Annotated in this window: 12 protein-coding genes, 1 other RNA gene and 1 pseudogene; 7 read left to right on the top strand and 7 right to left on the bottom strand. The window is 45.1% G+C overall.

Annotated features, from left to right (window positions below):
• Nucleotides 1-227 precede the first annotated feature (227 nt).
• Nucleotides 228-368 carry an IS3 family transposase gene (locus BMY80_RS12790; RefSeq protein ID WP_093141734.1) on the top strand — a complete coding sequence of 47 codons (141 nt, stop codon included), beginning with the start codon at nucleotides 228-230 and terminating at the stop codon, nucleotides 366-368.
• A gap of 103 nt (nucleotides 369-471) precedes the next feature.
• Here the strand turns inward: BMY80_RS12790 and BMY80_RS05545 are convergent, their stop codons facing one another.
• Nucleotides 472-1,101 carry a CvpA family protein gene (locus BMY80_RS05545; RefSeq protein ID WP_093141722.1) on the bottom strand — a complete coding sequence of 210 codons (630 nt, stop codon included), beginning with the start codon at nucleotides 1,099-1,101 and terminating at the stop codon, nucleotides 472-474.
• Between the two features lie 392 nt (nucleotides 1,102-1,493).
• Here BMY80_RS05545 and BMY80_RS05540 point away from each other — a divergent pair, with 392 nt between their 5' ends.
• The 6 genes from BMY80_RS05540 (at nucleotide 1,494) to BMY80_RS05515 (ending at nucleotide 5,754) form a co-directional block, all read left to right on the top strand.
• Nucleotides 1,494-2,027: a CidA/LrgA family protein gene (locus BMY80_RS05540; protein WP_051622082.1), complete on the top strand. Its 534-nt coding sequence runs from the start codon at nucleotides 1,494-1,496 to the stop codon at nucleotides 2,025-2,027.
• A 2-nt stretch (nucleotides 2,028-2,029) separates the two neighbouring features.
• Nucleotides 2,030-2,767 carry an LrgB family protein gene (locus BMY80_RS05535; protein ID WP_245730059.1) on the top strand — a complete coding sequence of 246 codons (738 nt, stop codon included), beginning with the start codon at nucleotides 2,030-2,032 and terminating at the stop codon, nucleotides 2,765-2,767.
• Between the two features lie 191 nt (nucleotides 2,768-2,958).
• Nucleotides 2,959-3,056, top strand: an RNA gene (gene ffs / locus BMY80_RS05530) — signal recognition particle sRNA small type.
• A 334-nt stretch (nucleotides 3,057-3,390) separates the two neighbouring features.
• Complete coding sequence (locus BMY80_RS05525; protein WP_177178503.1) at nucleotides 3,391-4,614, top strand: AAA family ATPase; 1,224 nt, start codon at nucleotides 3,391-3,393, stop codon at nucleotides 4,612-4,614.
• Between the two features lie 167 nt (nucleotides 4,615-4,781).
• Nucleotides 4,782-5,438 carry an HAD family hydrolase gene (locus tag BMY80_RS05520; protein WP_177178502.1) on the top strand — a complete coding sequence of 219 codons (657 nt, stop codon included), beginning with the start codon at nucleotides 4,782-4,784 and terminating at the stop codon, nucleotides 5,436-5,438.
• A 22-nt stretch (nucleotides 5,439-5,460) separates the two neighbouring features.
• Nucleotides 5,461-5,754 (top strand): DUF1653 domain-containing protein, encoded by a 294-nt coding sequence (locus BMY80_RS05515; protein ID WP_051622084.1) that lies wholly within the window; start codon nucleotides 5,461-5,463, stop codon nucleotides 5,752-5,754.
• A gap of 250 nt (nucleotides 5,755-6,004) precedes the next feature.
• Here the strand turns inward: BMY80_RS05515 and BMY80_RS05510 are convergent, their stop codons facing one another.
• The 6 genes and pseudogenes from BMY80_RS05510 to BMY80_RS05490 all read right to left on the bottom strand — a co-directional run bounded on the left by BMY80_RS05510 (nucleotide 6,005) and on the right by BMY80_RS05490 (nucleotide 14,447).
• On the bottom strand, nucleotides 6,005-6,412 hold the full coding sequence (locus BMY80_RS05510; RefSeq protein ID WP_093141713.1) for a hypothetical protein: 408 nt from the start codon (nucleotides 6,410-6,412) through the stop codon (nucleotides 6,005-6,007).
• A 367-nt stretch (nucleotides 6,413-6,779) separates the two neighbouring features.
• Nucleotides 6,780-6,959 (bottom strand): zinc ribbon domain-containing protein, encoded by a 180-nt coding sequence (locus BMY80_RS12785; RefSeq protein ID WP_143066461.1) that lies wholly within the window; start codon nucleotides 6,957-6,959, stop codon nucleotides 6,780-6,782.
• Nucleotides 6,960-7,107: 148 nt separating this feature from the next.
• Nucleotides 7,108-7,739 (bottom strand): annotated as a pseudogene (locus BMY80_RS05505) (IS607 family transposase).
• Between the two features lie 89 nt (nucleotides 7,740-7,828).
• Nucleotides 7,829-10,534 (bottom strand): formate dehydrogenase subunit alpha, encoded by a 2,706-nt coding sequence (gene fdhF, locus BMY80_RS05500; protein WP_093141710.1) that lies wholly within the window; start codon nucleotides 10,532-10,534, stop codon nucleotides 7,829-7,831.
• Entirely contained in the window at nucleotides 10,534-12,369 is a 1,836-nt protein-coding gene (locus BMY80_RS05495) for an NAD(P)-binding protein (RefSeq protein ID WP_093141707.1), read from the bottom strand. Before BMY80_RS05495 ends, fdhF begins: the two co-directional genes overlap by 1 nt.
• Before the next feature lie 644 nt (nucleotides 12,370-13,013).
• Entirely contained in the window at nucleotides 13,014-14,447 is a 1,434-nt protein-coding gene (locus tag BMY80_RS05490; protein WP_093141704.1) for a cyclic-phosphate processing receiver domain-containing protein, read from the bottom strand.
• Between the last annotated feature and the right edge of the window lie 54 nt (nucleotides 14,448-14,501).

Genomic DNA, 14,501 nt, shown 5'->3' with positions numbered 1-14,501 from the left:
CGGATGTGATTATTTAACATCTGAAACTGACAGTGATTTAGATAAGACGTTTTTCATCAAGAAGGTTTGAATTATCTACGATATAGCTATGATGGCACTATGAACAGTGATCCTCGACGAAAGACAAATAGAATTCGCGGCGAACCATTGACCTGAGGTATCCAATCCACGTATAACATAGTGGCCAATGCCGTGCTTACACTGAGGAAAATGTCTTACCTAAATTTCTGCTTGACAAAGGTCGTTTCATAACAGCTATTAAAGATTATATAAATTGGTACAACACTGACAGAGTTTGTAAAAAGTTAAAAGGCCTGTCTCCAATTAATTTCAGGAAACAAGCCTTAAATTATGTTAGTATGACCTAGAAACTTAAGTGATCAATTTCTGGGGCCATACTAGGCATGGCATGAAAGCAGGGATTTTTTCAATAAAAATACCGAACCGCATGCATACGGTTCAGAAAATACGTCAGTCGAGCTTTTCCTCTTCAACGGTTACGCCGGCATCGGCGGCAGGAGCTACTTCAGCCTTTTCTGCAACAGGAGCTTCTTCAGCCTTCTGTTCCACGGTCTCATTTTTTGCGGCATAGCCGGTAACCATTGACTTGCCGAGATTCTCAAGACCGAAAGACTTCAGGGTTGAATCCGCAAGGTGCAGAACCTCAGGCAGAATCTTGGCATCGTTAAACCACGGTTCGCTCTTTAACTTGGTGAAGAAACCGTAATTGAAAGCAAGGGAAAGACCGCAGGCCGCAATCAGAACAATGAGACAGCCTCTTATCGCTCCGAACACGGTACCGAGCATGCGATCCGTTCCGGAAAGTCCGGTCTTCTTTAAAACAAGAGTGATGATGTAATTAACGAAACCGATAATCATCAGAGTGCCGATAAACAGCACGAACAAAGAAACCGCATATCTTACGGCAGTATCATCGGTAAAGGTAATCAGCTTTGAAAAAGCGTCATAGAAGTTGGCGGTCACGAAAAAAGCCGCACCCCAGGCCACAAGAGACAGGATTTCCTTGATGAATCCTCTGATTAAGCTGATGAGAGCGCTTACCGCAATAATACCGATGATGGCGTAATCAATCCACTGCATACCCAAAATTCCAAAAAATACAAAAACAAATAACAGACATCCGTTTTTTAAAAAACCGGATTCCGAATCAAATCAGCACCGTCCCGGATTTTCAGCCCCGGGCATGCTGCACGAAAACAGGAGGCTTTATCGGATTATCCGGGTAATCACTTTCAGATAACCGATATTATACACCGAAAAATCCGCTATTTTTCGGCTTATACCTGCTTGTTTCAAAACCGATGCGGCAGAACATTTCCGTTCACCGCCATATTCACGGCGGTCATTTTATCCTATTCGACACATAAAGTTAACACCGGTATACAATTTTTTAACCTGAATACAGTCTCTCACGCCTAAAAAATCAGGTACTCCGTTCATTATGTTGCATAATGAGATCACCGGAGTATAATGTGATACATATCAAAATATTCAGAAACAGGACGGTACGCTTCATGACCGCTTTTCTTAAAAAGACATTATGGCTTGCCATAAGTTTTCTTCTTATATACGCCTGTCTGTTTGTCGGAAAACAGATCTCGTCACTCCTTCCCTTTGTTTTTCCGGGAAGCATTGTCGGACTGCTGATTCTGTTCCTCTGCCTGGAGTTTCGAATCATCAGACTTGACTGGATCATGCCGTCAGGCTCGCTTTTCCTCAAATACATGGCCCTGCTGTTCATGCCTTCAGCCATAGGCATCATCACCTATCTCAATGAGGTTTACTCCTCCATGGTGCTGATTATCTTCAACATGGTATCGGGTATAGCCCTGATTCTTCTGGTGGTGGGCAGAATGTTCCAGCACATGAGCGAAACCCCGGAGGAAAGAAGAAAGCGCAAGCTTATGTATAAACGGGCTCTGAGATTCAAAAAGCTGGCGAAACGGAAGCTTTCAACTCTGAGCGTCCCAGCTGTGGCAGAGTCAGATTCAGGAGTGGCCAGATAACAATGGATTACATTACGTCATTTTTTACCGGACATCAGTGGATGTACTATGTCGCCCTGCCGTTATCCGTAGGACTGTTCTTTCTTGTCCGCGCCATCCAGATGAAAACCAGATGGTCGATTCTCAATCCGCTGCTGATTCCTGTCATCATCATCGTGTCCCTGATTCTGCTTACGGGAGCGGATCCGAAGGAATATCAGGACGGAACCTCCGTCATCACCTGGCTGCTTGAACCATGCATAGTGGCACTGGCAATTCCGCTCTACCTCAAGTTCAAGCTGATAAAGTCACAGGCGGTACCGATTCTCATCTGCTGCACGGTTTCCATCCTCATAAGCTTTGTGATTGCCTATGTAAGCTGCCATCTCATGGGCGTGAATCAGAATATGATTCCTACCCTCGGGGCAAGATCCATTACCACTCCCCTGGCCATGGACGTGTCAGACCGTCTAGGAGGAATCAGCTCCATCACCGCCTGCATTGTATGCGGTGTCGGCATTCTCGGAGCCGTAATAGGCTTTCCGCTGATGAAGCTTTTTCACGTACGCAATCCGAAAGCCCAGGGGCTTGCAATCGGAGCCTGCGCCCATGCCGTAGGCACCTCAGCCGCCAACGAGCAGGGAGAAACTCAGGGAGCATACTCATCACTGAGTCTTATCGTCTGCGGTGTAATGACCACATTTCTGGCGACACCTATCTTCATGCTGCTGAATTTTCTGGACACCCTGTTCAACTGGTAGTCCTTACGGTAACAGGTCTGTACACAAAATGACCTGTTACCAATGCCTGCACCCTGTTTTTTACGATACACTTAACAAAAAACAATCAAACAGACCTTTTTTTCGGTTTTTAATGCAAAAAACTCTTGCACTTTTCCGGAATTGGCATAAGATAGTCAATGTCTGAAGCGACAGACAATCTCCGTAATGGGGTTTGGTTCTCTCGTATTCCATGTCTGCGTACCCGGCCAGGTCCGGAAGGAAGCAACCAGCGTGGAATTTTGGAAGTACCGAGATGCAGCTAGGCCCCACCTAAACAGATTCCTTTTATCTCTCAATCAGTCAAATCAGTTTATATTCATTGTTATACCGATTCGTCGGATCTGTTTTCATTTTAAGATTTTCACAGATTCAAAGCCGGAAACATTCAACATGAAAAAAAGCTGAAAACCGTAATCTATCGGCAATCTTACGGAACCTGACGTGAGCAACTGAGAGCCAGTCATTCAAATTTAACAAAAGCACTACTCAAAAGCACTAAAAGTCTTTAAAATTAATCTGTATCGTCGGCTGCCGGTAAACCGTGTCCTTATACCGTGTTTATTCAGCAGCGCATGCAGGTTAAACTTATACGGGTTAAGGGTATGAACTTTTTCGAAAACACCTCTCATCAGAGCTTTTCCGATCTTATTCTGGGAGAAAACATCTATATCGACAAAACCTCTCAGATAGCCAACCTGTATAAAAAGCACAACAAGTTCGAAATACTCATCAGGCCCTGGGGTTTCGGTAAAACCCTGCTTCTTGATACCATCAAATTCATTTTCACCAACGGAGTGGAGCATTCCTTCATCAGAAACCTGAATATCGCCACCATGGACATGGAAATTCCGAAGCAGACAGTTCTCAAGCTCGATTTTTCCGACCGCAAGATTCAGTCAGCCGAAGGTTTCCGCAGCTTCATCTACTCCTACTACAAGTCTTATCTGTTCGAACAGAACATTCAGGTCAAGCTTAACAGCGAACTGAACACCTACTGGCTCACCATGCACTTCATACGTGCTGTTGCCAGAACCAGTCCCACCGGACAGATTGTGTTCCTCATAGATAACTACGATCAGCCGTTCCTGCGTTTTCTGGAGGACAGAGTCGTCAACTTCCCTGCCCTCTATAATGAAATGCTTGATTTCTATCATGCTCTCTATGACCAGGTGGAATACATTGACTGGCTGCTGCTCTGCGGTGAAACCAAATTCGCGCTTTCCACGGAAAAGCACGAAGGACTTCCATATATTTCCGACGTAAGCTACAGTGATCAGGGAACCTGCATCTGCGGTTTTTCCCAGGGGGACATCCGCAAATACTATGATGACTTTCTGCAGGATGAAGCGGACGCAAACGAAGAAACAGTAAACATATTCCTGGGCAAGATTACCGACTGGTACGGCAGATACCGTTTCACTCCGCACAACATTCCCGTAACCCGTCCCTACAGCATAAAATCATACTTCAGTCAGAATGCCGGCAGTACCGCACTGAGATCATTCTACCCGGTGGAACGGTTCTACAGTTTCCTGCCGAAGCTTATCGCCAAATACGGCAGAAACCATGAAAGACTTCTGGCTCCGAACGACTGCGGATACACCTTCTCAGACAATCTGGATCCGTATAACATCAACATGTTCTCCCTGCTGTCGCAGCTGGGCTTCTATTCATTCAGCTCCATCACTCTGAGCAAGGTTTCATCCTGCTTCCAGAGATACAGATACCAGTCAAACATGGTTAACAATGAAATGAATGAATGCTACCAGAAAATCCTTGCCATGGCTGAAAAACTGAGAAACCGCGGCAAACAGACCGCCTCTTAGCATGTCTTTCCGCCGCATCGGCAGAAAAAGCAGTGACTGAGGAATAATTCCGCCGTGAAAAACATAAAGCATACATGTTCCGGATCCTGTACAATATGAATCCCGGCGGTCTGCAGTCGTCTCTTCATCCGCCGGCTTGTTCACATAACACGGCAGGAGAAATCATCATGGCTCTTAAAATCTTTGATATCGACGGCACCATCCTGAGGGGGGACAGCAACGATCAGTTTTTCAAATGCCTCATAGACCATAAAATCATTACTCCTGACTATATGGATTTCAATCGTGAAGCCGGAGCCAGATTCTACAGCGGCACCCTGGATATTCTGGAGTACTACCGTTATGTCATAAAGCCCATAGCCGGAAAAACCGAAGCTGAACTAAAGGATCTGCTCGATGACTATCGCGAAAACTACCTTAAACCGCATGTCTACCCTAAAGCTCAGGAGCTTATCAGCAGATTCAGAAATGAGGGACATGTGATTATTCTGGCATCAGCAACCATGGATCTTCTGGTTAAGCAGACGGCTGAACTCGTCGGAGCAGACTTTTTCATCTCCACCAGAGTAAAATACGACGAGGAAGGACGCATCAGGGACGTATATTCCGATTTCTGCCATCAGGAAGGCAAGAGAGCAAGATTAAAGGCTCTGTGTCAGGAAAAAGGACTTAATCTCAAAGACAGCAGCGGATATGGTGATACAATTAATGACATACCTCTGCTCGAAACCGTGGATCACGCTTTTGTGGCCAATCCCGGCGTACACAGTGAAAAGCTGCTGCATATAGCAGCAGAAAGAAAATGGCAGACCATCAGATTTTAATCACAGACAAAGGAGAGAATCCATGACCGCTGAAAGCAGAAACGGGGAATTACGCGAATTCAGAGTCGGAGACATTGTCCGTCATTTCAAGAGAGAATACGTCAATCAGGATACCGCAGAATACCTGTACCGTATCGTGGCTTTCGCCTCACACACCGAAACAGGTGAAAAACTCGTAATCTACGAAGCTCTTTATCCTCCATACAAGGTATGCGCCAGACCGTATGAAATGTTCATCAGTCCGGTGGATCGCAGCAAATATCCTGACGCTGCTCAGGAATACCGTTTCGAAACGGTTCACCGCGTAAAGCCCTGATATTCTCCCCTGCCTAAAGGCGGGTTGAGGTTCACATTCCCGCCGTGTTCTTCGGCTGTGCCTTACACTGAAGCCGGCATATTCCGCACCTGTCAGTCTTCAACGCAGATCATTGCGCGTTTCTGGCTGATTTGAATTGAAACTCTGTACCCAAAATAAAAAAAGAGAACCCCGTCATCAGTCACGGGATTCATCCTGAAAACTCACGCGTACAGAATACCGGCCGGCCGGATTACGCGCAGTTCTGAAATTATTCTTCCCTTACCCTTCTGCAGCTTAAGGAATAACCTCTCGGCGCCAGCCAGGTGGTTTCATTACAGTATTCGCAGACATAAATTCTGCCGATTCTGATGCTTCTTCTGAAAAAGATCCCCTTCTTCTTGTAATACATCACATAGCAGTCGACCAGTCCGGCAATTCCGGAAATCTGAGCCGCATCCTTGCGGATGCCGTAAACCTTGGTTCCGTCGCTGGTTGTAAGATTGTCCAGAAAACGGCTGGTCTCGGCAATACCTTCCAGAAATACCGGCTTTTCGGGTACCAGCCCGAAATCAGGTTCATTAATGTGCTTTTTCAGAATGGAATCATTTCTGCCGGCAAGCTTTCTGCGACAGTCTTCATATTCATCAGCAACGTTCTTTTGGGAATCCTGTTCCATTATTCACCTAAAAATATCAATACGGATAAATCCTCTTTCCTGTTACATCAATATTACAACACAGACCTGAAAGTACCTTAACATGACAGACGTATTTGTGATTAATAACGGTATTTACTCCGCTTTTCGACTGTATATTGAACACCTGCAACAGGCAATAAAAAAGTAAACATGGCAAAACCATGATTCAGGAACAGACTAAATTTTGAGTGAACTTCAACGAAGCACGGTATTTCCTTTTTAGTATTCGGCCAACCTCACGCTATTATGGATTTATAAAAAATCCTATATCAAATAAAGCCTTCATACCGGATCTGTCAGCTGATTTTATTTAAATCAGCCAGTATTGATCTTAGCTCCTGTCTCTTTACAGCCCCAGCTGCACCGCTTTTTTAATCAGATTTACTGAAGCCTGTACATCCCGGTCCATTTTATTTCCGCAGCAGTCACATCTGTAGATTCGATCATTTGCATAATAGTATCTGGATAACGCCTTTCCAGAAAATATAAACGGCCGCTGCGAGGCATATTTGGGGACCTCGTACATATAGGTAAATTCAATGATTTTAATACTTTAAAAGCTTCCGCAAATCCCCGGTTATATGCCTTTCGTGAACAGCCGGAAGCCTTGCAGCAATAAGTCTTGAACTTATTGTTTGCAATAATTCTGATTCTATGGCTGAGCGCCTGTGACGTTATTTCACGCTTTCCTGTAATTTCTCTAAAATTTTTTGGTTCTTTCTGCTGCGACTTCCATACAGACGGGCAGAAAATACGTTGATTATTTCCTATACATCCTTTGCTAAATCTTCTTCAAAGGAAGCCCTGTCTTCTCCCCGGTTGATAATCACCACTTCCACGCCTCTGGCTTCACATATTGAAAAAAATCAGTTCGGCTCCGAATATCAATAATCTGTCCTTGTGCGTAAGAACCAGTCTTTTTACATTATTATCAAGAAACTTATTGATCAGGGATGTCAGTCCTTTCCTGTAATAATTCATCCCTGAACCGAGAGCGGTCATAAGCTCATACTTATATCCGTGTTCAGCACAGTACCGTTCCAGAACCCGAGCCTGTCTTTTGAGATCTTCTTTCTGATCATGTGAACTTACTCTGGCGCAGGCGACTGTGATTCCTTCATCCTTTTCTGTTTGTGGAAGCTCTTTCCCGCTAATCCTCAGGATTGTTTCCTGACTGTACCTCCCTGTCCCACCCCGGAGAAATACTGTCAGGCTTTAATTTTCCTGATTTTTCCCAATTGCGTAAGGTTTGTACATGTACACCAAGTAATTCAGCTGCCTGACCAATTGAAATAATTTTACTCATTGCAGGTATACCTATAAATATTTTTAATATATTACAAACTATTTACAGATTTATTAAAACAATTACAAACCGGAGTTAATAAGCAAATATTATTCTTCCGCCTTTTCTATCTTAATGGCACATACCTTGTATTCCGGAATACGGGCAAATTTATCAAGAACCGCATTGGTGAGTACATTGGCAAAGGCGTCAGAAAAATGGAACGGCATCCATGTTTCACCAACGGACACTTTGTCTCCCACTCTCGCTTTGGAAACAACGCTTCCTCGCCTTGAAGTGAGTTTCACAGAATCCCCATCGGAAATACCAAGTCTCAGTGCATCCTCGGTATTGATTTCAATAAAGGATGAACCTGACTTTTCAACAAGTCCCGGAGTCCTTCCTGTCATGGCCATGGCGTTGTAATGATAAAGAACTCGACCGGTCATTAGGATGAACGGATAATCGTCATCCGGAAGTTCCATACTTTCCCGGTACGGAGCAGGATAAAACAGTCCAAGACCTCTGGCGAATTTCTCGGTATGGAGAATCGGGGTTCCAGGATGATTCTTGTCAGGGCACGGCCACTGCAGTGATTCCCCGGCATCCAGACGTTTATGGCTGATACCTCCGAAACTCGGGGTAAGGGAGGCAATTTCATCCATGATTTCGTCAGCACGGAGATACGGCTGGGGATATCCCATGCGGTTCATGATATCTGTAAAGATGTCGGTATCGAGACGCATTTCACCTTCAACGGTAACGGCTTTTCTGACTCTCTGCACACGGCGTTCGGTATTGCTGAAGGTACCTTCCTTCTCGGCATAACTTGTTCCCGGCAGAATCACGTCGGCATACTTCGCTGTTTTCGTCATAAAGAGATCGCAGAGCACGAGAAAATCAAGACTTTCCAAAGCCTTAATCACATGTCCCTGATCCGGATCGGAAACCACCGGATCCTCTCCAAAAATAAAGAGTCCTCTTATTTCCTTTCTTACAGCCGCAGGAAAAACATCGGTTGCGTGAAGTCCGGGCTTTCTGCTTAATTTTACGTTCCAGGCCTTCTCGAATTTCTCTACCACTCTTTCATTCGTAACCTTCTGGTATCCTGGAAAATCCCCTGGAAGAGCTCCCATGTCACATGCCCCCTGAACGTTGTTCTGTCCACGGAGAGGATTTACCCCACAACCGCTTTTACCGATCTTTCCCACAACCATTGCCAGATTGGAAAGTGACATTACGCCCTCGGTGCCGGAAGAGTGCTCGGTTACCCCCAGACAGTAGATAATCGGAGCCTTTTTGGCTTTTGCATACATTCTTGCCGCCTCACAGAGCTGATCCACGTCTATGTTGCAGATTTCAGCCACCTTTTCGGGAGTGTAATCCTTTACGATTTCCTTAAGTTCCTCAAAACCTTCAGTTCTTTCCCTGATGAATTTTTCATCCGCAAGACCTTCGTTTATGATTATGTTAATCATGCCGTTGGCAAAGGCCACATTGGTTCCTGGCTTTAATCTGATGTGAATGTCCGCATCCTTTGCCAGTCTGATCTTTCTGGGATCCACCACGATGAGATGGGTTCCTCTTGCCACAGCCTGTCTTATCTGCATGCCGATCACGGGATGGGCTTCTTCGGGATTTGACCCTACCAGCATTATGAGATCCACATCATTGGTAATGTCGCCTATTGGATTGGTCATGGCCCCCGAGCCCAGTGTCATGGCCAGCCCTGCCACGGTTGCGGAATGACATACTCTGGCACAGTTATCCACGTTGTTGGTTCCGAAAGCGCAGCGGACCATTTTCTGGAGCATATAGCAGTCCTCGTTCGGTGAACGGGAACATGCAAAGCCCGCCAGAGAATCAGCGCCGTACCGTTCCTTAATCTCACCGAATTTCATTGCTATGAGATCCAGAGCCTCATCCCATGAAGCCTCACGGAATTCACCTGTTTCCCTGTTTCTGATTAACGGATGCTTCAGACGGTCTGGAGAATTTACGAAATTGAAGGAACCGAAACGTCCCTTAACACATAAAAGCCCTCTGTTGGACGGACCTTCGGCCGGTTGCACGTCCACAATTTTGTTGTCCTTAACCATGAGATAAAACTGACATCCCGTGGCACAGTGCGGGCAGGTGGTAAGAACTCTGTTCACATTACCGGTCTGATACTTGCCCATGTTCTTTGCCACCAGTGCTCCGGTAGGACACACTGTGGCACAGTTGCCGCACAGTTCACATTCGGTATTCTTCCAGTCCTGACCAAAAGGTGCGTCAATAAAGGTTCTGGTTCCGATTTTTGAAGCATTGAGCACCCCGTTTCCGACTCTTCTGCTGCAGACACTGACGCAGCGCTGACAGCCTATGCACAGTTCCGGATAATATGCCAGGAAAGGATTATCTGTTTTTGACGGAAGTTTCGCATCATCGCTGGAATAAGGGTTAACTGTCGGAAGTTCAAATTCCGTGGCAAGCTTCTGCAAGTCACAGTCACCGCTCTTGCAGCAGCTTAAACAGCGTACAGTGTGGTGTGCGAGAATCAGCTGCAGTACGAACTGTCTGGAAAGTTTTACCTTTTCGGAATCGGTTTCTACCGACATTCCCTGCCAAACCTTGGTGTTGCATGCAGGAAACAGATGGGAATGTCCTTTAACTTCAACGACACACATTCTGCAGGCACCGATTTCATTTACGTCCTTGAGATAGCAGAGTGTCGGAATGTATATTCCGTGCTCTTTTGCAACCTCAAGAATGGTTCTGCCGGCAACGGTCTCAATGTTGATGCCATTAATCACCAGATTAACCTTTTCAGTCATTATACGAGTCCTCCCTTCATGGTTCCGCTACCAAAGACATCACATCTCAGACACTTGCTGCACTCCTGCATTGCCTCTTCATGAGACATGCTGTTTTCAACCGGACAGAAGCTCTTCTTTCTTTCCCTTGCAGACTTCTCTGTCAGGTTAACCCTGCCGTAGTGACTGCGCATGTTGCTTTGTACATGAGGAATTTCTATATTAAGACGATAGGCATGGTGGAATCCGAGGTATTCGTCTATGTTCATGGCGGCCACCTTTCCTGCGCCGATGGCCATAATTGCGGTTGCAGGGCCGCTGACGCAGTCCCCGCCCGCAAATACACCTGGATGATCCTTCATGGCCGTGGTTTTGTCGACAATGAAAGTTCCCCTGTTGGTAAGCCCGTATCCGGAAAACGGTTCCGAAACAATGGCCTGACCGATGGCCATGAAAATCACGTCGCACGGAATCTCGTAAGGTTCCTTGGCGGCATCACGCACTGATGGAAGTCCGGTGTGCTCGTCATAATGACCTGTAATCTGTGGTTTGGTGATAAGCGCCACCACATTGCCGTTTTCATCAACCTTAATCTCTGAAGGCGCGTACATGGTCATAAGTTCCACCCCCTCCTCTATGGCCCCCTGAATTTCAGAAGGCAGGGCCGTCATATCGACCTGTCTTTCACGAACGGCAAGCGTTACTGAAGCGGCTCCGCAGCGAATGGCGGACCGGGCACAATCCATGGCCACGTTGCCGCCGCCTATAACCACGACGTTTTTGCCGGTGAAATCAGGAAGATCGCCGTGACCTATGCGGTCAAGCATTTCCACGGCGGACGCCACGTTCGGATTGTCGTAATTCTTTATCGGAATCACCTTGCCGCTCTGGGCACCAATAGACAGATAAACGGCATCGTATTCCTTTTCGAGCTGTTCCGCAGTTATATCCTTTCCTATCGGAGAATTAAGACGCACTTCTATGCCGCCCACGGCCAGAAGTGCTGCGATGTCCTGATCCAGTCTGTCCTTGGGGAGTCGGTAATTCGGAATCCCGTATCTCAGCATTCCGCCGAGTTTCTCCTTGGCTTCGTATATAACCACGGAATGCCCCATGCGTGCCAGAAAATATGCGCAGGTAAGCCCCGAAGGTCCGCCGCCCACGATGGCAATCCTCTTACCGGTGGGCACGTTTCTCGGAGGAGTGTCCACGGCATCCACCGGAATCTGGTCTACGGCAAATTTTTTAAGACCGCGAATGTTTATTGCCGAATCAATCAGTGTTCTGCGGCACTGCAGTTCGCACGGTCTTTCGCAGACGAAAGCGCATGCGGTGGGAAAAGGATTGTCCTCACGGATAAGATTGATGGCATCGGCGTAGCGTTCGGCACCTATGAGAGAAATATATCCCGGAATGTTCACGTAGGCGGGACAGTTGTACATGCACGGAACCTTTACCGATACATTGGACTGACAGCGGTGATGCTCTATGTGGTAAAGATATTCATCCTTAAAGTTCTTGATGTTTGTCAGTACCATGTAGGCGGCTTCGTAGCCGATGGCGCAGTCCGCCGTTTCCTTGATATTCTGAGCCAGCCACAGCATATCAACGTAAAGATCCATGTCGGCACCACCGTCAAGAACCTTCTGCATCATTTTTTCCAGCTGTTCGAGTCCCTTGGCGCATGGAACGCACTTACCGCAGGTCTGACTGCGGGCGGTACGCAGGTAAGCTATGTGGCTTGATATGCAGCATACCCCCGGAGGGTTTGCCAAAACCCTTTTTTGAAAAGTTGACAAAAAACTGTTGAGAAGCCTGCTTCTCTGGGTGTTTTTCAGTTCCTGTTTTTTATACATTGAATGCTCCCCATAACCGGTTACGTATTTATTATCCGCGGGACGTTAAGTCTGTTCATGTGCCCTGCTGCCGGTACATGCCGGACTTTAAATGTTCATTAAATCCCGTGTTCCGTCCGGCAATTCATGCCGAGGCTTACGGTATGAAAACCAAGGCAGGCAAATGAATGCGGAAGGGAAAAGGGACACTTAAGGATTTTAACATGTTCTGTATGATATTTAATCATAAAACGTGGGGACTGATGAACACTGTTTGATAGAGTTAAAAAAAGAGAAAACAACTACACCGGAGTCTTATAAATCCTACATGTATCACTGTTTTTATAAGACTTTTCCGCATGCTTCCCCAGAGGACGGAACCTGACGGAAAACCGGGGCGGAAACCGGTGAAAAAAGCCGTCTCAGCGGCATTTGCCAGTCTGAATCGAAATTTATTTATATTGTAAACCCCTTTACTACAGCTCTACACCGAGAAGCTTATACAATGGAGATAACTTCCTCTTTAAACTTTTGCTTCTCATGATTCGAAGTATAATTTTTACTGCTGTTTTCAGTAGAATTACCATCAAGTCGACATTTAAAAAATACTTTCTGGTTAACATCGAGCCTGATTTTCTTTTTAAGTGGCATCGGAGAGGAGTGCTTTAATTTTGTCCCCGCCAGTATCTGTCAATCATTCTCTGCATGTTGGCTCTTCCCACAGGATTAGCCGTATGTATTTTTATTTTATAATATGTTTCTCTTTCAACTAAAAAATCCAGAAGTTTGATGGCATCCCCCCCGTCACCGGCGTAGTCTCCAAGGTCATGATCAAGATTCAGTTCTTCAATGAATACGGCATATTTTTCACACTGTCTGATTTTATTTATAGTCTCATTAACACTGTGACAGTGGCAGTAACCTTCAGGCGCCTCCCGTTCATCGTCCAGCCATATTTTTATTTTGCAGGAAAATCGCAGCAGACGCTCAGGTTTTATATATCTGTATTCGTTGCTTTTGGTATTTATCTGCTGTTCCTCCGAAGTAGACAGCAGATATTTGACTGCAGGATAAGTATAAAGATTATTCCATGCTTCTTTATATGTTGCTTCCGCTTCGCAGTACATCGCAGTGCGCACCAGTCCTTCTTCATCAACAAGATCATCTTTCTGGAGCCGTGCACTTAATACTTTGAGCAGTCTGAATTTGTTTTCTATAGGTTGTCTGCAATATTCAAGATCGTATATGTGAGGTGTGTTATCAACTAAAAAATTCGTTAATTTTTCATCACTCAGATAATAGGCTTCGACAAATATATCAGAACAGTCAACTCCTCTGCAGAGCTTTTCATCAGGAAATGTTTTAATCATTACAAATGGATCAAAACCATGAGTATATCCTGCATATCTGGCATCCGCACTGCAGGTAAGAATATCTCCGCACCTGAAAGGCGTTGGCAGATAAATCATCAAGGAGTCAGTAGTGTAATCTTCATATGGTTCATCTGTAATGCGGGAACCGTAAATATTTAATATTTTAAGATCCGCATTCAGATAAGCAACAATCTGTCGGCAGGTATTGTCAGTTTTTCCCTGATGACTGTTGGCATCGAAAAAAAATATTTTTTGTATTTTTACGACCGTAATTTTCTGTTCATTAAGGTATTGTTCCTTGAGATAGGAGACGGCACTGTCAAAATCCGTAAAACTGAATTCAATTTCGAAATATTCTTCACTGTCGTTCAGATCCAGATAACTGATGCGGTAATATGACTTATTGTCTTTAATTTTCAAAAGATCTGTAAGGTTCTGATAATGTTTTAATAAACTGAATACAAATTCGTGAAGACTGATTACTTCATCTTCCAATCTGTTTTTAGAGCAACTGGTATCCTTTCGAATCCAGTAACACGGATTTCTGATAATAACTTTCTCATCGTTCTCCTTCAAAAGAGATTTAAATGCTTCTATTTTTTCATCAAGTGTAATTCTATAGCATTTGTCAATTAAAAATAATTTCTGTTCACCATTTAAATGGAAGTTGATGTTATAGAGATATTCGCGAATATCCCGCGAATTGATAAAATAGATATAGTCCATAATCTTTCCTTTTGTTCATTTAAAAATTCAGGAAAAAAAACAAGTCCGGTATCT

It is taken from the genome of Ruminobacter amylophilus (genome assembly GCF_900115655.1).
Lineage (GTDB): Bacteria > Pseudomonadota > Gammaproteobacteria > Enterobacterales > Succinivibrionaceae > Ruminobacter > Ruminobacter amylophilus.
Note: the sequence above shows the minus strand (reverse complement) of the source record. Positions and strands in the feature narration are given on the sequence as shown.